This window comes from Rhodobacter sp. P2_H5, assembly GCF_056403335.1.
On the sequence record NZ_JBFUFS010000008.1, the window covers coordinates 17478 to 37382 of the forward strand.

The following is a 19905-nucleotide window of genomic DNA, read 5'->3' on the forward strand; positions in this document are numbered from 1 at the left end:
CAGGACGGGCACAGGGTCAATGCAGTGATGGGCCGGATCAGTCTCCGGCGAGGCGTGGCGCGTCTTTTGCCCCGGCTGTGCCGCGACCGGACAGCGAGGGGTTTTCCATGAAGAAGCGATGGCAATTGAACAGCGTCTTGCCCGAGGTCGGAAGGTCGCGGACATAGCCGCCATCGGGGCTGAGCACCCAGCTTTGCGCCTCGTCCGCCAGATTTGCGGCCATGATCTGGCCCATGATCTGGCTGCGCACGGTCGGGTTGTGGATCTCGACCAGGGTTTCGACCCTTCGCGACAGGTTGCGGTCCATCCAGTCGGCCGAGGACAAAAACACCCGCGCCTGTTTCGACGGCAGGCCATGACCCGAACCAAAGCAGACGATCCGGCTGTGCTCCAGAAAGCGGCCCACCACGGACTTTACGCGAATATTATCTGACAAGCCCTTGATTCCGGGCCGTAAACCGCAAATCCCGCGGATGATCAGGCTGATCTTCACCCCGGCCTGAGAGGCCGCATAAAGCGCGTCGATCACATCCGGCTCGAACAGCGAGTTCAGCTTGATCCAGATCTCCGCCGTCCGCCCGGCCTTGGCATGTTCGGCCTCTGCGGCGATCAGCTGCAACAGCCGCAGCTTCAGCGTCATCGGCGCGATGGCGAGGTTTTCCAGCCCCTCGGGCTGCACATAACCCGACAGGAAATTGAACACCTTGGTCGCATCGCGGCCCAAGGGCGCGTCGCAGGTGAAAAAGCTCAGGTCGGTGTAAATCCGCGCCGTGATCGGGTGATAGTTGCCGGTGCCGTAGTGGGTGTAGGTCACCAGGTTCTCGCCCTCGCGCCGCACCACGGTAGAGATTTTTGCATGGGTTTTCAAATGCATGAAGCCGTAAACCACATGCGCGCCGGCGCGTTCCAGACGGCGGCTTTGCAGGATATTGGCGGCCTCGTCAAAGCGGGCCTTCAGCTCGACAAGGGCGGTCACCGACTTGCCATTCTCCGCCGCCTCGCACAGCGCCGAGACGATCGGGCTGTCGTGGCTGGTCCGGTAGAGCGTCTGCTTGATCGCCAGCACATTGGGGTCGCGCGCCGCCTGTTCCAGGAAGCGGATCACCATGTCGAAAGTTTCGTAGGGGTGATGCAGCAGCATGTCCTTCTGGCGGATCGCGGCAAACATGTCACCACCGTGGTCCTGCACCCGTTCGGGCACGCGCGGCGTGAAGGGCGGCCACAGGAGATCGGGGCGCGACGACAGCACCAGCTGTTTCAGATCCGCCACGCCCAGAAGCCCGCGCGCCTCGACCACTTCATCGGGGGTGACGGCCAACTCCTCCATGATCAGCGCGCGCAATTCCTTGGGCGCGTTGGCCGAGATTTTCAGGCGGATCACCTCGCCCCGGCGCCGGCGCTTCAGCGCGGTCTCGAACTCGCGCACCAGGTCTTCGGATTCCTCCTCGACCTCCAGGTCGCTGTCGCGCAGCACGCGGAACATGCAATGGCCGCGGTCGGTGTAGCCCGGAAACAGCATGTCGAGGTGGAGGAGCAGAAGCTCCTCCAAGGGCAGGAAGCGCGCTTCGCCGGGCTTGCCGGGCAGGGGGACGAACCGAGCGATCTGCTGGGGAATCGGCAAAAGCGCCTTCAGGGTACGACGGTCGCTGACCCGCTCCAGCTCCAAGGCCAGCGAAAAGCCGGTGTTGGGGATGAAGGGAAACGGGTGGGCCGGGTCAATCGCCAAGGGCGACAGGACCGGGAAAACCTTGGTCAGGAAGTTCTCTTCCAGCACCTTGAGGTCACGCACCGTCAGCTTGGAGCGGGTGAGGATGATGATCCCCTCGGCCTCCATCTCCTTCTTCAGCTTGTTGAAGACGGTCTGCTGCAGCGCCATCAGGCGGCGGGCATCGGCGTGGATCAGGGTCAGCTGCTCGGCCGGGCTGCGGCCATCATCCGACAGGGTGGCATTGCCGTTGCGCACCTGGGCGCGCAGGCCCGCCACGCGGACGGTGTAGAACTCGTCCAGGTTGGTGGCCGAAATTGACAGGAAGCGCAGCCGCTCCAGCAAGGGCACCCCGGGGTTCGAGGCCTCGTCCAGCACGCGCCAGTTGAAGCCGAGCCAGGACAGCTCGCGGTTGAAAAAACGGCGCGGGCCAGCGGTTTCGGCGGCGGGGTAGCTGGCGCCGTCGGGAAACGGGGCCTTGAGGAAATCTGCCTGAGTCATGCGCGGCTTATGATGAGGATTTGTGACACTTGCGTGACTGTTTCACTCCGGCGCGCCCAAGTCCAGCACCTCGGCCGCCAATTGGCGCGACAGGGGGCGGTGGCTGGCCAGGGCCCGCGCATCCAGAGCCGCGATCAGCGCGCGGGCGGCGGAAATGGAACGCTCCATCCGCGGCAGAAGATAGGGGATGAGGTTGGGCGGCGCGCTGATCTGCCGATCGGCCAGAAGCTTGGCCAGAACGGCGGCGAGCAGCGCGTCATCCGGCGGTTCCAGCCGGGCAACCGGCATGGCCTGCAGGCGCGACAGCAGATCCGCCAGCCCCAGCCCCCAGTCGCGCGGCGGTTTGGAGGCGGTCAGCAGAAGGCGACCCTGCGGAATCAAGCGATTGTAAAGGTAGAACAGCGCGGTCTCGGCGCGGCCCGCCACCCGGTGCGCGCCATCGAGGATCACGCAGGCATCGGCCGCGATCTCGGGCAGGCGGGCGTCAATCTCGTCGGGCGCGAGCCAAAGCGCATTGGTCTCGGTCGCCCAGATATGGGCAAGATGGGTCTTGCCGGTGCCCTGCGGCCCGAGCAGCATCAGGCGCCCGCCGGGCCAATCGCGCCAGGCCTCCACGGTCTGCAAGGCTTCCGCATTGGCGGGCGAGGCGAAGAAATCCGCCCGCGCCCAAGCCTCGCGCGCAGGAAGGTCGAAGGCCAGCTGCAAGGTCAACCGGTGCCCCCTTCGCTGTCCGCATCGCCCCGTTCGCCCAGATAAAGCAGGCTTTGCTTGTACTTGCTGACGCCAAAGCGGGCGAGCACCCCAAGCGTCGCCGACAAAGGCACCGCCACCAGCATGCCCGCGATGCCGAAAAGCCCGCCGAAGACCGACAGCGCGAGGATCAGCCAGACCGGATGCAGCCCGATGGATTTGCCGACGAGGCGCGGGGTGACGACATTGCCCTCCATGAACTGGCCGAAGGCGAAGATCGCTACCACGATGCCAATGGCGACCCAATCGCCCCAGAACTGGTAGAAGGCGAGGCCGATCGCCAGCGCCCCGCCGACCAGCGCCCCGATATAGGGCACCACGGTGACCGCGCCGGCAATCGCGCCGATGATCAGGCCGAACTGCAGCCCGGCCAGCATCAGCGCCGTGGCGTAATAGCTGCCCAGAAGCAGGCAGACCGTGACCTGTCCGCGCACGAAACCGGCGAGGACGGTATCAACCTCGCGCGCCAGGCGGCGGATCACCGGCGCATGGTCGCGCGGCAAAAGCTCGTCGACGCGGGCGACCATGTGGTCCCAGTCCATCAGCAGGTAAAAGGCCACGACCGGCACGACGACGATGAACAAGAGCCAGCTCACCACGCTGAACAGCGAGGCGATCAACCCCTGCGCCACAGCACCGCCACGGGCCTGGATGGCCTGCGCGATCTGGGCGAGCGTGGTGCGCATGACCGAGGTGCTGTCGGTGAGTTCAGGAAAACGCGAGACCAGAAAAGCCTCCAGCCGGGCGGAAATCGCGGGGGCCGCGTTGATCAGCGCGGTAAGCTGCTGCACCAGCACCGGGATGACGGCCAGCACGATCAGCAAGACCACGAGAAAGGCCCCGAGTGTGATAACCCCGGTCGCGGCCAACCGCGACAGGCCCAGCCTTTCCAGCCGGTCCGCCACCGGGTCGAGGAAATAGGCCACCGCCCCGCCGACCAGGAACGGCAGCAGCACCGCGCCAAGATACCAAAGCGCCACGAAGAAGACGATGGCGGCTACCGTCCAGTAACGCCCCTGAAGCTGGTTCGGCACGGCCGGCACTCCCTTGATCCCAGCCTGCGATATTGCCCTTGTTGCGCCCGGATGCAAGGCGGGGGACGGCGGCGTGCCGCGGACTGGGGGTTCAAAGAGCGGGCGGCGTTGGTATTCTGCGACCTTTTCGGCCATGCTTCGCGGCAATCTACAAGAAAAACGACCGCAACTTCCATGTGGCCAGAGTGCCGACGCCGATCAGAAAGATTGACCGACAGCGCGGGGCAGGGGCGCGGCCGAGCCCGCTTGCCCCTTGGTCGAGAAATGCGCCACCAGCCCGTCAAGGCCCACCGCCTCCTCGCGAAGCGCCTGACTGGCCAGCAGCGATTGTTCGACCATGGCGGCATTCTTCTGCGCCACCTGATCCAGCTGATTCACCCCGACATTGACCTCGCCCAAGCCAAGGGATTGCTCCTGCGCGCCGACCGCGATTTCTGAGACGAGGGTCGAGATATTGGTCACCCGGTCGACCATCGTCGTCAGCGCCTTGCCCGCGCTGCCCACCGCCTGGACCCCGCGTGAAACCAGCTGCGACGAGGTGCTGATCAGCGTCTTGATCTCCTTCGAGGCTTCCGACGACCTTTGCGCCAGCGCCCGCACCTCCGAGGCGACCACGGCAAAACCGCGCCCGGCGTCACCCGCCCGGGCCGCCTCGACCCCGGCGTTCAGCGCCAGAAGGTTGGTCTGGAAGGCGATATCGTCGATCACCCCGATGATCTGGCTGATCTGGTCGGAGGATTTCTCGATCCCGTTCATCGCATCGACCGCGCCCAGCACGATCTGGCCGCTGTCTTCGGCCTCGCGGCGGGCCGATTGCACGATGGTCTCAACCTCACGCGCGGAATTGGCGGCCGAGCGGACCGAAGCGGTCAGTTCATCCAGCGCCGCGGCGGTTTCCTCCAGTGTCGCGGCCTGGTTTTCGGTGCGCCGCGCCAGGTCTTCGGAAGCGCGGGTGATCTCGTCCGATTGTGAACGGATGCTGCGCGAGGAACGCACCACTTCGGTCATGGTCTGGCTCAGCTTTTCGATGCTGGTGTTGTAGTTGCGGCGCAGGGCCTCGTAATTCTCGGGGAAACTCGCCTCGATCGACTGGCCCAGATTGCCCGAGGACAGGTTGCCCAGGCCCACGCTCAGCGCCGAAACCACGGCGTCCTGATCCTCCTGGGTGCGCTTGATGGCGCTTTCCATCTCGCGCGCTTCGGCGAGGCGCATCCGCAGCACCTCCAGATAGGCGGCGATTTCGCTGACCTCGTCGACCTTGACCTTGCCGCGCGGGCCCCCGTTCATCGCGGCCTCCTGACCAAAGCCCACCACGTCGCGGATCGCATCCCGGACCCGTGTCAGCGGTTTGGTGATGCTGCGCGCCACCAGGAAGTTCGAGACCAAAAGGATCGCCACCGCGAGGGCCGAGGCGATCATCACGACATGCAACAGGCTGGCGTTGCGGCTGACAGCCTTGAGGCCCGCCGCGCTGCCGAGGTCTTCGATCTTGCCGTCCAGCGTTCCCATCTCGCCCTCAAGCTTCTCGAACACCTCGAGGAAGCCGGGCAGGCCCGCCTGTCCCGCCGCCCGGTCGGCGATGGCCCTGGCCGCGCCGTCGCGTGCGGCGGCGATATAGGTCTGGATGAGCGGCAGGGTCGTGTCGATCTGGGTCAAGACCTCCTCCGGCAGGGGGAGGGTTTTCAGCTTTTCCATGTCTTCCAGGAATCTTTTGGCGTGATCCTCGACATCCTGCATGACCTGCTGGTGCTTTTCGGCATCCGCCTCAGGCCCGGCGATCACCGCGTTGAAGACATCGGCGCGCAGCGCGTCATGCATCATGTCGCCATCCATCGCGGCGAGGACGGCAGAGGTGGCGGTGATCGAACTGCGCAGGCCCTTGTCGCTTTGCATCAGGCCGAGATAGCCCGACAGAAAGGTCGCCAATATGCCTGCAATGGCAAAGGCACCTGCGATCATCAACCGGGTCGGGACAGAAATGCTTTTCTTCGGGCCATCGCTGACGTTTTGCATACCACTCACGCATCCTCATGCTCAGATTCCCCGCAGATTGACCCGGAAACATTGAGAAGCCCTTAAGCGCCTCTGGCTTGCCTGCCCTCCTGCAACCCGGTAGGAACGAAAAAACCCTACCCATGAGGCCCAGAATGCGTCTGTCGCGCTACTTCCTGCCCGTCCTGAAGGAAAACCCCGCCGAGGCGCAGATCGTCTCGCACCGCTACATGCTGCGCGCCGGCATGATCAAGCAACAGGCTGCCGGGATCTACTCCTGGCTGCCCCTAGGTCTGCGGGTGTTGCGCCGGATCGAGACCATCGTGAACGAAGAGCAGGAGCGTGCCGGCCACATCCCCTTGCTGATGCCGACCCTCCAACCCGCCGATCTGTGGCGCGAGAGCGGCCGCTACGATGACTACGGCCAGGAAATGCTGCGCATCAAGGACCGTCAGGACCGCGAGATGCTCTATGGCCCGACCAACGAGGAGATGATCACCGACATCTTCCGCAGCCATGTCACCAGCTACAAAAGCCTGCCGCTGACGCTCTACCACATCCAGTGGAAGTTCCGCGACGAGATGCGGCCGCGCTTTGGCGTGATGCGCGGGCGCGAGTTCCTGATGAAGGACGGCTACAACTTCGACGTGGACAAGCCCGCCGCTCTGCATGCCTACAACCGCCACATGGTCAGCTATCTGCGGACCTATGAGCGGATGGGCCTGACCGCGATCCCGATGCGCGCCGACTCGGGCCCGATCGGCGGCGATGACACGCATGAATTCCTGGTTCTGGCCGCCACTGGCGAGTCGGAGGTCTTCTTCGACAGCGCCGTGACCGAGCTGAAGCTGGGCAACCGCGAGGTCGATTACGACAACCGCGAGGAAGTGGCCGCCGTCTGCAAGGAGTTCACCACGCTTTACGCCCGCACCGACGAGACACATGACGCCGCCCTCTTCGACGCCATCCCCGAGGAGCGCCGCAAGGTCGCCCGCGGCATCGAGGTCGGGCAGATCTTCTACTTCGGCACCAAGTATTCGGCCGCGATGGGTGCCACGGTGGTCAATGAGAAGGGCGAGAAGATCCCGGTCGAGATGGGCTCGCATGGCATCGGCGTCTCGCGCCTCTTGGGGGCGATCATCGAGGCCAGCCATGACGACAAGGGCATCATCTGGCCCGAAGGTGTCACGCCTTTCCCGGTCGGCATCGTGAACCTGAAACAGGGCGATCAGGCGGCCGATGCGGCTTGTGCGGCCCTGGAAGGCGCCTTGTTGCAACGCGGGCTGGAGCCTTTGTACGATGACCGCGACGAGCGGGCAGGGGCCAAGTTCGCCACGATGGACCTGATCGGCCTGCCCTGGCGCATCACGGTCGGCCCGCGCGGGCTGGCCAATGGGGTGGTCGAACTCACCTCGCGCCGCACCGGTCTGTCCGAGGAAATGACCCCCGAGGCTGCGGTTTCGCGGCTGGTGGACATCTACGCGGGCATCTGATGGAGAAGGTTGCCGCAGCGCTTTACTGCGCCGACCTGATCCTGCTTCTGTCGTTCCAGCTGCTCAGCCGAGATTATCTCTCGGTCGCGCATGCGGTCAGCAACTATGGCCTGGGCCGCACCGCCCGGGCCTTCAAGGCCTATGTGGTCCTCGGCAGTGTTGCGGCCCCGCTGCTGGCCTGGCAGTTCTGGGTGGCGCGCAACCCGAGCTATCCGGGGATGATCTCGGTCTATCTGCTGCTCGTGGCGGCGGGCCGGCTGGGGTTGGGGCTTTATCCCAATGACCTGCGCGGCGCCCCGCGCACAAGGTCGGGGCATATCCACCACGCCTGCACCCTGATTGCCGCGATCTGCGCCTATATGAGCGTGGCGGAGGCGACGCCCCTGCTGGCGGCCTCGGTCAGCGGGGGGCTGTCGCAGCTGCTCGGCGCCCTGAAACATGTGATCAGCCTGTCCTTCATCGCGGTCATGCTGACCATCTCGCCGCCCTTGCGCCGGTTCTTCGGCCTGACGGAGCGGATCTTCCTTTATGCCGCCGCCGTCTGGTGCATTGCGGCGACCTTGAGCCTGCCGCCGGTCTGACCTGACCGCTCGACAAAGCAAGCCACAAGGTGCAAGCCTTGGCTGCGGGCGCCAGCGCCCAAGGCATGAGGAACGGCGCAATGTGGCGGATGGTGGCAATTCTGGGCGGGGTCAGCGGGGCGGTGGCGCTGTCGCAATTCCCTGAATTCTCGCAACAATATCTGCAAAGGCTGGCGGGCAAGGTCGATGCCCTGTCGGCGGTTGCCGCCGATTTCGATGCCACAGCGGCCAAAAGCGGCCTCAGCCGCGACGCGGCCCTGGCGCAGCTGACCGGGTCGGAGTTCAACCAGAACCATCAGGCCGATCTGCGCGCGACCTTCACCCAGGCGCAGGTCCTGTCCGCGAACCTCGCGGCCCTGCGCGCCGCCTCGCCGCTGGAGCGCTTGACCATGCCGCAAAAGCTCGGCGATGTGGAGACTTTGCAGGACACCTGGGCCGATTTCAAACCGGCGATCCCGACCACCATGGATGGCGCGACGACCGCCGGGATCGGCTATGTCGGCGGCTGGGCGCTGGCGGCGGCGCTGTGGCGGCTGTTGAGCTTTCCCTTCCGCAGGCGGCAAACTATCCGCTGAGCCGGCCGGACCCCCTGACAGGATCGTGGCTTGACTGAGCTGGACCGCGCCCGCATCTTGCGGCGCAAAACCGGAAAGAGCAGATTTTGGCCACGCCCCCCTTTTCTCCCTATGAATTCATGATCGCCTGGCGCTACCTGCGCGCCCGCAAGGCCGAGGGCGGGGTCTCGGTGATGACCTGGATCAGCCTGATCGGCATCACGCTGGCGGTCTTTGCGCTGATCGCGACGCTGGCGGTGCGGGCCGGGTTCCGGGCCGAGTTCGTCGATACGATCCTCGGCGCCAATGCCCATGTCACGGTCTATCCGGCCGCGCATATGGACGAGAACGGCAATCTGATCAAAGGCTTCACCGATTATGACGCCCTGGCCGCCCGGCTGGCGGCGGTGCCCGGCGTCACCCGTGCCGCGCCCCTGGTGCGCGGGCAGGTCATGGTGACGGCGGGCGATCAGACCACCGGCGGCGACGTCTACGGCATTTCGGAAGCGGACCTCGCCTCCCTGCCGCGCATCGGCACCGGGTCCAAGGCCGAGGGCAATCTGGCCGATTTCCCGCAAGGCATCGCCATCGGGTCCGAGCTTGCGAAGTCGCTGGATGTGACGGTGGGCGACCGGATCCGGCTTATCGCCCCCTCGGGCGTCAAGACCGCCTTCGGCACCAGTCCGCGGGTCAATGCCTACACGATCGCGTATATCTTCACCGCCGGGCGCTATGACATCGACAAAATCCGCATCTACATGCCCTTTGCCGAGGCGCAGAGCTATTTCAACCGCGAGGGCCAGGCCGACGAGTTCGAGGTCATGGTCAAGGACCCCGAACAGATCGACACCTATACCCCGGCGATCCTGCAAGCCGCCGGGCCGGACTCGCTGCTCTGGACCTGGAAGCAAAGCTCGGGCAACTTCCTGCGCGCGCTGACGATCGAGGATAACGTGATGTTCGTCATCCTCTCGATCCTGGTGCTGATCGCCACGATGAACATCGTCTCGGGCCTGATCATGCTGGTGAAAAACAAAGGCCGCGACATCGGGATTTTGCGCACCATGGGCCTGACCGAGGGGTCGATCCTGAGGATTTTCTTTCTCTGCGGGTCGTTTACCGGGGTGATCGGCACGGCGATGGGGGTCACGCTGGGCTGCCTCTTCGCCTTCTACATCGACCCGATCTTCTCTTTCGTGAACTACTGGAGCGGCGGTGGCGTCTGGGACCCCTCGATCCGCGGCATCTACAACCTGCCGGCCAAGCTGCAATGGCATGACGTGGGCTCGGCCATGGCGCTGTCCCTGGGCCTTTCGTTTGTGATCACCCTGATCCCGGCCCGCAAGGCCGCGCGGATGAACCCGGTGGAGGCCCTGCGCTATGAATAACGCTTTGGAATTGCAGGGAATCGAGAAAGCCTACAACCGCGGCAAACCCTCCGAGGTCGTGGTGCTGCGCGGCGCGGGCCTGACGGTCGGCGTGGGCGAGGTCGTGGCGCTGGTGGCGCCCTCGGGTGCCGGGAAATCGACGCTGCTGCAGATCGCCGGGCTCTTGGACGTGGCGGATGCCGGCGCGATCCGCTTTGGCACGCGCGAGATGGCGGGCCTCGGCGACCGCGCGCGCACCGAAGCGCGGCGCGAGGAGGTCGGCTTCATCTACCAGTTCCACCACCTGCTGCCGGAGTTTTCCGCCCTGGAAAACATCACCTTGCCGCAACTGGCCAATGGCGTGCCCCGGCGCGAGGCGGATGCCCGCTCGCGCGATTTGCTGGGTCGCGTGGGAGTTCTGCCGCGCGCCGACCACCGCCCCGCGGCCCTGTCGGGCGGCGAACAGCAGCGCGTGGCTTTCTGCCGGGCGCTCGCCAACGGGCCGAAACTTCTGCTGGCGGACGAGCCGACCGGCAACCTCGACCCTGCCAATTCGGCTCATGTCTTTGATGTGCTGATGGAAATCGTGCGCCAGACCGGGCTTTCGGCCCTGATCGCCACCCATAACATGGAGCTGGCCGCAAGGATGGATCGCGTGGTGCGGCTGGAGGCAGGGCAGGTCGTCTGAGGGCGCGCCCTGGGCTGGCCGCCGGGGCTCTGCCCCCGCTGCGAGGCTTCTTCGCAGCTTTGCTGCAAACCTCTTCGCACCCGGGATATTTATGGACCAATGAAATGGGGTAGGGTGGCAGGGAAGGGCCGCCGGGTGTAAACTGTTGCAAACTGGAGGAGAATCCGATGTTTGCCCGCGCCCTTTTGCCCTTGAGCCTGACCCTTGCCGCCTGCGTGCCGGGAGAGATGCCGAGCCGGGCCGCCTCGGGCCATCAGGACTTTCTGGAACTTTGTGCCCCTTGTCATGGGGTTAGCGGCAAGGGCGATGGCGAGTTGGCCTCGGGCCTGGCGCATCGCCCTGCCGATCTGACCCGCATCTCGGCCCGGCACGGCGGTGAGTTTCCGATGGCTTTCGTCATGTCGAAAATCTGGGGCTACGAGAAGGGCAAGGCGCCCTCGGCCCTGATGCCGAAGTTCGCGCCCCTGATGGAGGGGCCGACGGTTCTGGTCGACACCGGCGACGGCATCCAGACGCCGACGCCCGAGCGGCTGGTGGAGATCGCCAATTATGTGCGGTCCATCCAGGGCAAGTGACCGCTTTCTCTTTGTAATGGAACGCAAAAAGGCGGGCCAATGGCCCGCCTTTCCGTCGTTCCGGGGGTCTTAGATGACCGGGGTATCCTCGACCATGCGGCGGCGGCGCTCTTCGTCGGTGTCGACGCGCCAGCCATCCGCCTCATAGGTCCGGCGACGATCTTCGATCAGCGGGCTCGGCACGCGGTCGAGGGCGGCCTTCACTTCGGCCTCACGCTCGGCCGGGTAGCGGGCCGAGACCAAGATCCCGCCGCGGCGAACCGCTTCGGAATAGATCGGCGCGTCTTCTTCCGACACGCCAAGGTCGGTCAGGGCGCCAACCGCGCCGCCGGCGACAGCGCCGCCCGCAACACCCAGCGCCGCAGCGGCCAGCCAGCCAGCCGCCACAACCGGGCCGAGGCCGGGGATCGCCAGGATCCCGAGGCCGGCGAGCAGGCCCGCACCGCCGCCGAGGGCAGCGCCAATGCCTGCCCCGGTCGCAGCACCGGTGCCGTCGGCCACGGGCGTCGTGGTATAGACCTCATGGTCGGTCCGCAGCTTCTCGTTGCCGACCAGCGAGGCTTCGACGCCGGAAATTCCAAGCGCGTTGACCGCATCTGCAGCGCGACGGGCGTCGCCATAGGTGTCATAGATCCGGGTGGTAACAGCCATGATAAACTCCAGTTTTCAAAGGATATGTTGAGAAGGTGGGGTCCGGTTGACCGGCCCCTCGGAGATGCAGGATTGTCGGGGAAACCGCTCAGCTCGCGGAGGTGACGACGTTGCCTTTGAAGTCGATGGCAACCGAAACAGCGGCGCCGTCCACGGTGCCGGTGCCCCGCCACACGCCCTTGTCATCCTTGGTCAGCGCCGAGACGCCGGTCACGCCCCAGGCCAGAGCGCGGTCTTGCGCTTGGGCCTCGGTGAAGCTGTTGGCGCCTTCGAAGGGAGCGCCGGCTTCGGGGGTCTTGCGGGCATAGGTGTTGTCGGTGCAGATCTTGACGAAGGCGTCGTGGTCGTAGCCTTTCTCGTCAACCTTGACGTCCGCGAGGCGGCCCGAGGCATAGACCTGGGCGGCTTCGGTCTCGGACAGGTAGCCGTTGGCATCGGTGTCCATGGCCTTGAACTGCGCGTCGCAATCCATGGGTGCCGTGGCGGTCGTGGCCGGCACACCAGCAGTGGTGGTCGCATCAGCCGGCGCCGTGGTGGCGGCGGGGGCGGTGGTCGTGGTGTCGGCCGGGGCCGGGGTGGTGGTGGTTTGGGCGAAGACCGGGGCGGCCAGGGCCAGGGTGATCATGGTGACGCCCATCAGGGTGCGGTGACGTGTCATGGTAGTTCCTCACATTGTAACCAGACGATGCAGGGAGAAGCGATCCGGGGGGCATCGGGTTCCGGCGCTGCGACATAATCTTGCGTTGGGGTGGCTGGAAATGGCGGAAGTTTGCTCACTTGGACAAGAATGAGCGGGTCTCTGCCGAGCTGCCGGGGGCGGGCCCGGGGGCGCCGGGGCGAGAGGTGTCCGGTCAAGCTGTGGATTTCAGGCCATTTTGCTGAGGGTTGCGCAGGGTTCCCGTGCCGCGGGGTGGAATCTGGCGGTGGGGCGCGGGATGGGGAGCCGGGTTTGGCGGGCGGTCGGGATCGGGTCCGGTTTTGGGGCGGAGTCTGTGGACTTGTTTTGGGAGGGGGGAGGTGGCTTGGGGAAGACAGGGCTGCGCCTGGGCACGCGCAGGGCCGACCCAAGTCCTTGCGGGCGCTGGATTAATCCCGGGGTTTGGGCCCAGAACGCCGGTCTTCTTGCCGTCTTCCTTCTGTCTTCCTTTGGTCTCTACGCGCGGGGGGAGAAGGCGGCGTTAACCAAGGTTGGGGAATCACGCGACCGGGTTTGGCGGGGTTAGATGAAGAACGGGGGGTAAGGGGTTGACTAGATTATGCTTCTAGCGTTCGATTGGTTAGATACACTGGGCCTTACTTCGCATGCCCGCGTCTCGCCAGATCGTGCTATTTACTTTCGTTGAGCCATTTCTCAAGAAGTGGATGGCTCCCAACCCCGTGATGCCGAATAAGAACGCCCCAACGAATTCCTTCCTTGTTCTTCTTGACTGGCAGGGGAATATTGAAGCCTAATAAAAAGATGAACGAAGTCGCCAGCGCAAATATTCCCGCGCAGGTGGCAACATATCCCAGAGTGGAAGTATTGCCTGATTCAAGAATCTTAATCTGCCAGCTAAATATATATACAGAAAATGCAAATAATGGAATTATGCAGGAGACGTAGACAGTAGTTGAGAGAAAGACTATGATTTTAGCCACGCCGATGCGCTCACTGAAGAAATTGCTTAGAACAATCGGAGTGGTCAACGCTGCACTGTCTTGGCCATAGTACAGTCCGTACATTCCAAAATAGAACCCCGGAAGTCTCATTTTAACTCCTTCGCGAGACCGCATGGTGATCACCATCCATACAGTCTGAAGCTGAGTCATCGTAACAAAGAAGAGTAAGGACGCAATAAATGTGTAGTAAGGGACAGGAACGGAGGCAGTTAGGCCTTCAAATGAAACACTTACTGCATCTCCCTTCCCAAGTGTGTTTAGGACAATGTAGCAAATTAAAATGCGTAAGCAACTTCTCAAAAATGCATTGATGTATTCGGCCTGAATTTCCCCAAGGCGAATGTAAATCTCATGCCACGATTTTCCGCCGAGCTTCAAATGTCTGAGGGTGCGGTGAAACTCATGGCGTTTGAATTGACTTAAAGAAATCCACCTGGCCGTTTTCATACATCCAACTCCTCCACGAACCTTGCGTTCTCCTGAATATACTGGAAGCGCAGTTCCGGTTTCTTGCCCATCAGGCGCTCCACCAGGTCGCCGGTCTCGCCGGGGTCTTCCTCGACGATGGTCACGCGGATCAGTTGCCGTGTCAGGGGGTTCATCGTGGTGTCTTTGAGGTCCTTCGCGTCCATCTCTCCCAGACCTTTGAACCGCTGGACGTCGATTTTTCCACGTCCGCCCAGGCCCTTGGCCAGCATCAGCTCTTTTTCGGCGTCGTCGGCGACGTAGATGCGGCGGGCGCCCTGGGTCAGGCGGTAGAGGGGCGGGCAGGCCAGATAGAGGTGGCCCTTGTCGATCAGGGGGCGCATCTGGGCGAAGAAGAAGGTCATCAGCAGGCTCGCGATATGAGCGCCGTCGACGTCGGCGTCGGTCATGATGATGATTTTATCATAGCGCAGGTCGTCGACATTGAATTTGGCGCCCATGGTGACGCCAAGGGCCTCGCAGATATCGCGGATTTCGGAATTGTCGTGCAGTTTGGCGGAAGCCGCCCCAAGGACGTTGAGGATTTTACCCTTGAGGGGCAGGAGGGCTTGCGTCTCGCGGTTGCGGGCGGCTTTGGCGGAGCCGCCGGCGCTGTCGCCTTCGACGATGAACAGCTCGGTGCCCTCGCGGTTTTTGGCGGAGCAATCGGTGAGTTTGCCGGGCAGGCGGAGTTTCTTGGTCGCCGTCTTGCGGGCGGTCTCTTTTTCCTGCCGGCGTTTCAGGCGCTCCTCGGCGCGCAGGATGACGAAATCTAGGATGGCGCCGGCGGATTTGGTATTGCCGGCGAGCCAGTTGTCGAAATGGTCACGCACCGCGCCTTCGACGTATTTGACGGCTTCCTCGGTCGCCAGACGGTCCTTGGTTTGGCCGACGAATTGCGGTTCGCGGATGAAGCAGGAGACGAGGGCGCAGCCGCCGGTGGTCAGATCCTCCCGCGTGATCAGCTCGGTCTTGCGGTTTTTGGTGAGGTCGCCGTAAGCGCGGATGCCTTTGAGGATGGCGTTCCAGAAGCCGGTCTCATGCGTGCCGCCCTCGGGGGTGGGCACGGTGTTGCAATAGGACTGGATGAAGCCGTCGCGGGCCGGGGTCCAGTTGACGGCCCATTCGACCGAGCCGGGGACGCCGTATTTCTCCTGAAAGCCGACCTTTCCGGCGAAGGGTTTGTCGGCGTAGGTGGTGGTCTTCTCCAGCGTGTCGGAGAGGTAATCGGCGAGGCCGCCGGGGAAGTGGAAGGTGGCCTCCTGCGGCATGTCGCCGTCGGGGATTGCGGATTTCCAGCGGATTTCGACCCCGGAGAAGAGATAGGCCTTGGAGCGGACCATCCGCATCAGGCGGGCGGGGCGGAAGGATTGCGCGCCGAAGATCTGGGCGTCGGGGTGGAAGGTGACCGAAGTGCCGCGGCGGTTGGCCACGGGGCCGACCTTGCGGATCGGGGCCAGAGGTTTGCCGCGCGAGAAGTTCTGGGCGTAAAGCTCCTTGTTGCGGGCGACCTCGACATCCATGCGGTCGGAGAGGGCGTTGACCACGGAGGAGCCGACGCCGTGGAGGCCGCCCGAGGTCTCGTAAGCCTTGCCGCCGAATTTGCCGCCGGAGTGCAGGGTGCAGAGGATGACCTCCAGCGCGGACTTGTCGGGGAATTTCGGGTGGGGGTCGACGGGGATGCCACGGCCGTTGTCGCGGACGGTGAGGGCGCCGTCCTCGTGCAGTTCGACCTCGATGCGGGTGGCGTGACCGGCCACGGCCTCGTCCATCGCGTTGTCGATGATCTCGGCGGCGAGGTGGTGGTAGGCGCGTTCGTCGATGCCGCCGATGTACATGCCGGGGCGGAGGCGGACGGCCTCCAGGGGTTCCAGCACCTCGATGGAGGAGGCGTCATAGGTCTCGGGTGTGCTGGAGAGGAGGTCGTTCATGGGCGGGGGCGTTCCTTAAGGGGGGCCTGATGTTGTTGTGCGCCATTAGACACTGGCAAGGGGTAGGGGCGCAAGGGCGGGGGGCGGAGACAGGAAACCGCCGTGCCCGGGGTGGGCGCGGCGGTTCGGGGCGTGCTGAAGCCTTGGGCGGCGGCTCAGGCCGGTTCGGCGCTGCGCTTCTCCCACATGGCCTGGAAGGCGGGGCGGGCTTGGGCGCGGGCGAGCCAGGCGGTGACGGCGGGGAATTCGGACAGGAGCGTCGGGTGGCTTTGCGCGTAGCGCAGGCATTCGGCGGTGTTGATGTCGGCCACGGTGAAGCGGTTGCCCACCAGCCAGTCCGACGTTTCAAGCTGGCGTTCGAGGCGGGCGAGGGGGCGGCGCAGCTTCTCGGCGCAGATGGCGATCTGGGCCTGACCCTCGGCGGTTTCGCCGGCATTGGCCTGGGTGTTGAGGATGTCGAGGGCGGGGCCTTCCAGCGCGGTTGCGGCGAAAAGGGCCCATTGTTCCATCAAGGCGGCCTCGGCATCTGTTTGGGGCCCGAGGGCACCACCATAACGGCGGGCGATGTAGAGGGTGATGGCGAGGCTTTCGGAGAGGACGAGGCCGTCTTCCACAAGCGCCGGGACTTGGCCGATCGGGTTGACGGCGAGGAACTCCGGCGAGGCGGTGTTCAGCGGCGCGTCGGGCGCCTTGGGCTGGTTCAGGCGGTAGGACTGGATCACCGGGACATGGGTGAACTCCACCCCGCATTCGGCCAGCAGCCAGAGGGGCCGCGAGGCGCGGGAGCGGTAGACGCCATAGAGTGTGATCATGCGAGCAGTCCTTCTCAGCCGTTTGGCGCGACCTTAGTGCGGTCAAAGCCCAAGGAAAAGGGGTGGCTTGCTGCCCCTTGGATGAGCAGATATGAACCCTCATGGCCCAAGTTTTGATCAGAAATTTCATCCCGCATTCCCGCGCCATGCTGGTGCTTGGGCTGCCCTTGATCGGCAGCAACCTGGCGCAGATGGCCTTGCATGTGACCGATACGGTGCTGTTGGGTCGCTATGGCGTGACCGAGCTGGCCGCCGTGACCATTGCGGCCACCTGCTTTTTCGTCGTCTTCATCTTTGGCTCGGGGTTCGCGCAGGCCATCATGCCGATGATCGCCCATGCGGTCGGGCGCGGCAACGAGACCGAGGTGCGGCGCGATGCGCGGATGGGGCTGTGGCTGTCGCTGGGCTATGGGCTTTTGACCTATCCCTTGTTCTGGACCTCGGGGAAGTGGCTGCTGTTTCTGGGGCAGGAGCCGGAGGTGGCAAAGCTGGGTCAGGATTTCCTGCGCATCGCCGGGCCGGGGATGGTGCCGGCTTTGCTGGTCATGGCGCTGAAATCCTATCTGTCGGCGCTGGGGCGGACCCAGGTCGTGCTGTGGGTGACGCTGGTCGCGGTTCTGGTCAACTTCGCCTTGGGCTGGTCGCTGATCTTTGGCGAATGGGGCGCGCCGGAGCTGGGGGTGCGGGGGGCTGCGATTGCGACGCTGACCGTGCAATGGCTCAGCTTCGTCACCCTGGCGTTTTACGCGCATTTCCACCCGATGCTGCGGCGCTTCCATCTGTTCAGCCGGTTCTGGCGTGCCGACCCTGCGGCCTTGCTGCGGGTGTTCCGGCTGGGCTGGCCGATCGGGGTGACGGGTTTGGCGGAAAGCGGCCTGTTCTCGGCGGCCTCGGTCATGATGGGCTGGGTCGGCACCGTGCCCTTGGCGGCGCATGGGATTGCGATGCAGGTGGCCTCGCTTGCCTTCATGGTGCATCTGGGCCTGTCGAGTGCGACCACGGTTCTGGCCGGGCGGGCGGTCGGGGCGGAAGACCCGCGCGCCTTGCGCGAAGTGGCCTTGACCGGGATCTGCCTGTCGGTCGGGCTCTGTCTGATCGGGATCCTGTTGTTCCTCAGCTTTCCGGTCCAGATCATCAGCCTGTTTCTGGATACGACCAAGCCGGAGGCCCCGGCCATCCTGTTCACCGGCACCGGGCTTCTGGCGCTGGCGGCGCTGTTCCAGATGGGCGATGCGATGCAGGTCATGGCCTTGGGGCTGCTCCGCGCGATCCATGACACCAGGGTGCCGATGTGGGCCGCGGCCTTCAGCTATTGGGGCATCGGCATCCCGTCGAGCTATATCCTCGGCTTTCACTTTGGCCTCGGCGGCGAGGGGATCTGGCTGGGGCTTTGCGTCGGGCTGTTGTTCGCCTCGACCAGTCTGATGCTGCGCTTCTGGCGCAAGGCGCCTTTGGCCGAGGTCTGATCAGTCGTCGTCTTTGGAGACGAGGGTTTTGGTCAGGCGTTCCGACTTGCGCCGCACCAGCGTGGTGCGCAGGTCGTGCATGGCCAGCAGCAGCTCATCTGTAACCTGATCCAGCTGCGCCTCGGTGGCCTTGGCCTGCACCCATTGCGTCGTGAGGTTCAGATAATCGACCGCGCGCAGGATGTCGTCGACATCGCGCGCGGCGAGAAGTTCGGTGCGGTGGGCCAGCCAGGCCTTGATCTCGGCCAGATCGGCCTCGGTCAGGGTGGCGCTGTTGTGCGGCTTGATATTGCCGTTCTTGACGTTGACGGTGGCAATCTCGACCAGTTCGATCCGGCGCTGGCGGTTTTCGGTATCGACCCGAAACACCACCGCGCCATTCTCGCGGATGCGAAAGTAATAGTCCGGCAGATCGCCCGGCATCAGCTTCCCTTACTTCAGGCCCGCGCAGAAGGTCTGGATGCGGCGGCAGGCCTCTTCCAGCACCGCTTCCGAGGTAGCGTAGCTGACGCGGAAGTTCGGCGAAAGCCCGAAGGCCGCGCCGAAGACCACGGCGACGCCGGTTTCCTCGAGAAGGGCGGTGGCGAAGGCCTCGTCATCGGTGATTTGTGCACCGCCTGCCGAGGTCTTGCCGATGCAGCCCGCGATATCGGGATAGACGTAGAAGGCGCCCTCGGGACGCGGGCAGGTGATGCCCTTGGCCTGGTTGAGCATGGACACAACCAGATCGCGGCGCTTCTGGAAGATCTTGCGGTTCGGGGCAAGGAAATCCTGCGGGCCGTTCAGCGCCTCCAGGGCGGCATATTGGCTGACCGAGGAGGGGTTGGAGGTGGATTGCGACTGGATCGTGGCCATGGCCTTGATCAGATGCACCGGGCCTGCGGCATAGCCGATGCGCCAGCCGGTCATGGCGTAGGCTTTGGAAACGCCATTGCAGGTGAGGGTGCGGTCGTAAAGGCCGGGTTCGATCTGCGCCGGGGAGACGAATTTGAAATCGTCGAAGACGAGGTGTTCGTACATGTCGTCCGACATGATCCAGACATGCGGGTGCTTCATCAGCACATCGGTCAGGCCGCGCAGTTCGGCTTCGGAATAGCCGGCGCCGGTCGGGTTCGAGGGCGAGTTGAAGATGAACCACTTGGTCTTGGGCGTGATCGCGGCTTCGAGCTGGGCCGGGGTCAGCTTGAAATTGGTCTCGATGCCGGCCACGACCGGAACCGGGGTGCCGCCGGCCAGAAGGACCATATCGGGGTAAGAGACCCAATAGGGCGCCGGAATGATCACCTCGTCGCCCGGATTGCAGGTCGCCATCAGCGCATTGTAGAGCGTCTGCTTGCCGCCGGTGCCTACGGTGATCTGGTTCGGCTTGTAGGAAAGACCGTTCTCGCGCAGGAACTTGGCGCAGATCGCGGCTTTGAGCTCGGGAATGCCATCGACCGCGGTGTAGCGGGTCTTGCCGGCGTCGATCGCCCGCTTGGCGGCCTCGCGGATGTTTTCGGGCGTGTCGAAATCCGGCTCGCCGGCGCCGAGGCCGATGACGTCGCGGCCTTGGGCTTTCAGCTCCGCCGCCTTGGTGGTGACGGCGATGGTGGGCGAGGGTTTGACGCGGGCGAGGGTATCGGACAGGAAGGCCATGGCGGGCTCCGGATGGGTTTGATATGGGGCCTCATAGGCCCGCAGG

At 64.4% G+C, this 19905-nt stretch carries 18 protein-coding genes; 7 read left to right on the top strand and 11 right to left on the bottom strand.

Annotated features, from left to right (window positions below):
• Positions 1 to 37: 37 nt before the first annotated feature.
• The 4 genes from AC1DVR_RS12490 to AC1DVR_RS12505 all read right to left on the bottom strand — a co-directional run bounded on the left by AC1DVR_RS12490 (position 38) and on the right by AC1DVR_RS12505 (position 6003).
• A complete protein-coding gene (locus AC1DVR_RS12490) occupies positions 38 to 2206 on the bottom strand; it encodes an RNA degradosome polyphosphate kinase (protein ID WP_478000906.1) in 2169 nt (722 codons plus the stop codon).
• A 42-nt stretch (positions 2207 to 2248) separates the two neighbouring features.
• Positions 2249 to 2917, bottom strand: coding sequence for a P-loop NTPase family protein (locus AC1DVR_RS12495; RefSeq protein WP_478000907.1), 669 nt, complete (start codon positions 2915 to 2917; stop codon positions 2249 to 2251).
• The gene (locus AC1DVR_RS12500) at positions 2914 to 3999 is read right to left on the bottom strand and encodes an AI-2E family transporter (RefSeq protein ID WP_478000908.1); all 1086 of its coding nucleotides are present in this window, start codon (positions 3997 to 3999) and stop codon (positions 2914 to 2916) included. Before AC1DVR_RS12500 ends, AC1DVR_RS12495 begins: the two co-directional genes overlap by 4 nt.
• A gap of 189 nt (positions 4000 to 4188) precedes the next feature.
• A complete protein-coding gene (locus AC1DVR_RS12505) occupies positions 4189 to 6003 on the bottom strand; it encodes a methyl-accepting chemotaxis protein (protein ID WP_478000909.1) in 1815 nt (604 codons plus the stop codon).
• A 134-nt stretch (positions 6004 to 6137) separates the two neighbouring features.
• Here AC1DVR_RS12505 and proS point away from each other — a divergent pair, with 134 nt between their 5' ends.
• From proS to AC1DVR_RS12535, 6 genes are all read left to right on the top strand, one after another.
• A complete protein-coding gene (proS, locus tag AC1DVR_RS12510) occupies positions 6138 to 7475 on the top strand; it encodes a proline--tRNA ligase (RefSeq protein ID WP_478000910.1) in 1338 nt (445 codons plus the stop codon).
• Positions 7475 to 8056 carry a DUF998 domain-containing protein gene (locus tag AC1DVR_RS12515; protein ID WP_478000911.1) on the top strand — a complete coding sequence of 194 codons (582 nt, stop codon included), beginning with the start codon at positions 7475 to 7477 and terminating at the stop codon, positions 8054 to 8056. The genes proS and AC1DVR_RS12515 overlap by 1 nt, the downstream gene beginning before the upstream one ends.
• 80 nt (positions 8057 to 8136) lie before the next feature.
• Positions 8137 to 8631 carry a DUF2937 family protein gene (locus AC1DVR_RS12520; RefSeq protein ID WP_478000912.1) on the top strand — a complete coding sequence of 165 codons (495 nt, stop codon included), beginning with the start codon at positions 8137 to 8139 and terminating at the stop codon, positions 8629 to 8631.
• A gap of 119 nt (positions 8632 to 8750) precedes the next feature.
• Complete coding sequence (locus tag AC1DVR_RS12525; protein ID WP_478001096.1) at positions 8751 to 9998, top strand: lipoprotein-releasing ABC transporter permease subunit; 1248 nt, start codon at positions 8751 to 8753, stop codon at positions 9996 to 9998.
• A complete protein-coding gene (locus AC1DVR_RS12530) occupies positions 9991 to 10665 on the top strand; it encodes an ABC transporter ATP-binding protein (protein WP_478000913.1) in 675 nt (224 codons plus the stop codon). The genes AC1DVR_RS12525 and AC1DVR_RS12530 overlap by 8 nt, the downstream gene beginning before the upstream one ends.
• Before the next feature lie 167 nt (positions 10666 to 10832).
• Positions 10833 to 11240, top strand: coding sequence for a c-type cytochrome (locus AC1DVR_RS12535; protein ID WP_478000914.1), 408 nt, complete (start codon positions 10833 to 10835; stop codon positions 11238 to 11240).
• Between the two features lie 69 nt (positions 11241 to 11309).
• On the opposite strand, the gene AC1DVR_RS12540 is transcribed toward AC1DVR_RS12535, so the two are convergent.
• The 5 genes from AC1DVR_RS12540 to AC1DVR_RS12560 form a co-directional block, all read right to left on the bottom strand.
• A complete protein-coding gene (locus AC1DVR_RS12540) occupies positions 11310 to 11891 on the bottom strand; it encodes a hypothetical protein (protein ID WP_478000915.1) in 582 nt (193 codons plus the stop codon).
• Between the two features lie 88 nt (positions 11892 to 11979).
• On the bottom strand, positions 11980 to 12549 hold the full coding sequence (locus tag AC1DVR_RS12545) for a hypothetical protein (RefSeq protein ID WP_478000916.1): 570 nt from the start codon (positions 12547 to 12549) through the stop codon (positions 11980 to 11982).
• Positions 12550 to 13217: 668 nt separating this feature from the next.
• Positions 13218 to 13997: a hypothetical protein gene (locus AC1DVR_RS12550; protein WP_478000917.1), complete on the bottom strand. Its 780-nt coding sequence runs from the start codon at positions 13995 to 13997 to the stop codon at positions 13218 to 13220.
• Positions 13994 to 15946, bottom strand: a complete 1953-nt coding sequence (parE, locus tag AC1DVR_RS12555; RefSeq protein WP_478000918.1) for a DNA topoisomerase IV subunit B — start codon at positions 15944 to 15946, stop codon at positions 13994 to 13996. Before parE ends, AC1DVR_RS12550 begins: the two co-directional genes overlap by 4 nt.
• A gap of 155 nt (positions 15947 to 16101) precedes the next feature.
• Complete coding sequence (locus AC1DVR_RS12560) at positions 16102 to 16758, bottom strand: glutathione S-transferase family protein (RefSeq protein WP_478000919.1); 657 nt, start codon at positions 16756 to 16758, stop codon at positions 16102 to 16104.
• A gap of 101 nt (positions 16759 to 16859) precedes the next feature.
• Between AC1DVR_RS12560 and AC1DVR_RS12565 the strand changes: the two genes are divergently transcribed.
• The gene (locus tag AC1DVR_RS12565) at positions 16860 to 18224 is read left to right on the top strand and encodes an MATE family efflux transporter (protein WP_478000920.1); all 1365 of its coding nucleotides are present in this window, start codon (positions 16860 to 16862) and stop codon (positions 18222 to 18224) included.
• Here the strand turns inward: AC1DVR_RS12565 and AC1DVR_RS12570 are convergent, their stop codons facing one another.
• Together AC1DVR_RS12570 and AC1DVR_RS12575 are read right to left on the bottom strand one after the other, a co-directional pair.
• The gene (locus AC1DVR_RS12570; protein ID WP_478000921.1) at positions 18225 to 18647 is read right to left on the bottom strand and encodes a hypothetical protein; all 423 of its coding nucleotides are present in this window, start codon (positions 18645 to 18647) and stop codon (positions 18225 to 18227) included. It abuts the gene before it with no gap.
• Positions 18648 to 18656: 9 nt separating this feature from the next.
• Positions 18657 to 19859 carry a pyridoxal phosphate-dependent aminotransferase gene (locus AC1DVR_RS12575; RefSeq protein WP_478000922.1) on the bottom strand — a complete coding sequence of 401 codons (1203 nt, stop codon included), beginning with the start codon at positions 19857 to 19859 and terminating at the stop codon, positions 18657 to 18659.
• Positions 19860 to 19905 lie beyond the last annotated feature (46 nt).

Coding starts and splice junctions, on each gene's coding strand:
- AC1DVR_RS12525 (WP_478001096.1), top strand. CDS start 8,751: ATGATCGCCTGGCGCTACCTGCGCGCCCGCAAGGCCGAGGGCGGGGTC.
- AC1DVR_RS12565 (WP_478000920.1), top strand. CDS start 16,860: ATGGCCCAAGTTTTGATCAGAAATTTCATCCCGCATTCCCGCGCCATG.
- AC1DVR_RS12520 (WP_478000912.1), top strand. CDS start 8,137: ATGTGGCGGATGGTGGCAATTCTGGGCGGGGTCAGCGGGGCGGTGGCG.
- AC1DVR_RS12530 (WP_478000913.1), top strand. CDS start 9,991: ATGAATAACGCTTTGGAATTGCAGGGAATCGAGAAAGCCTACAACCGC.
- parE (WP_478000918.1), bottom strand. CDS start 15,946: ATGAACGACCTCCTCTCCAGCACACCCGAGACCTATGACGCCTCCTCC.
- proS (WP_478000910.1), top strand. CDS start 6,138: ATGCGTCTGTCGCGCTACTTCCTGCCCGTCCTGAAGGAAAACCCCGCC.
- AC1DVR_RS12570 (WP_478000921.1), bottom strand. CDS start 18,647: ATGCCGGGCGATCTGCCGGACTATTACTTTCGCATCCGCGAGAATGGC.
- AC1DVR_RS12560 (WP_478000919.1), bottom strand. CDS start 16,758: ATGATCACACTCTATGGCGTCTACCGCTCCCGCGCCTCGCGGCCCCTC.
- AC1DVR_RS12550 (WP_478000917.1), bottom strand. CDS start 13,997: ATGAAAACGGCCAGGTGGATTTCTTTAAGTCAATTCAAACGCCATGAG.
- AC1DVR_RS12505 (WP_478000909.1), bottom strand. CDS start 6,003: ATGCAAAACGTCAGCGATGGCCCGAAGAAAAGCATTTCTGTCCCGACC.
- AC1DVR_RS12515 (WP_478000911.1), top strand. CDS start 7,475: ATGGAGAAGGTTGCCGCAGCGCTTTACTGCGCCGACCTGATCCTGCTT.
- AC1DVR_RS12535 (WP_478000914.1), top strand. CDS start 10,833: ATGTTTGCCCGCGCCCTTTTGCCCTTGAGCCTGACCCTTGCCGCCTGC.
- AC1DVR_RS12545 (WP_478000916.1), bottom strand. CDS start 12,549: ATGACACGTCACCGCACCCTGATGGGCGTCACCATGATCACCCTGGCC.
- AC1DVR_RS12575 (WP_478000922.1), bottom strand. CDS start 19,859: ATGGCCTTCCTGTCCGATACCCTCGCCCGCGTCAAACCCTCGCCCACC.
- AC1DVR_RS12540 (WP_478000915.1), bottom strand. CDS start 11,891: ATGGCTGTTACCACCCGGATCTATGACACCTATGGCGACGCCCGTCGC.
- AC1DVR_RS12490 (WP_478000906.1), bottom strand. CDS start 2,206: ATGACTCAGGCAGATTTCCTCAAGGCCCCGTTTCCCGACGGCGCCAGC.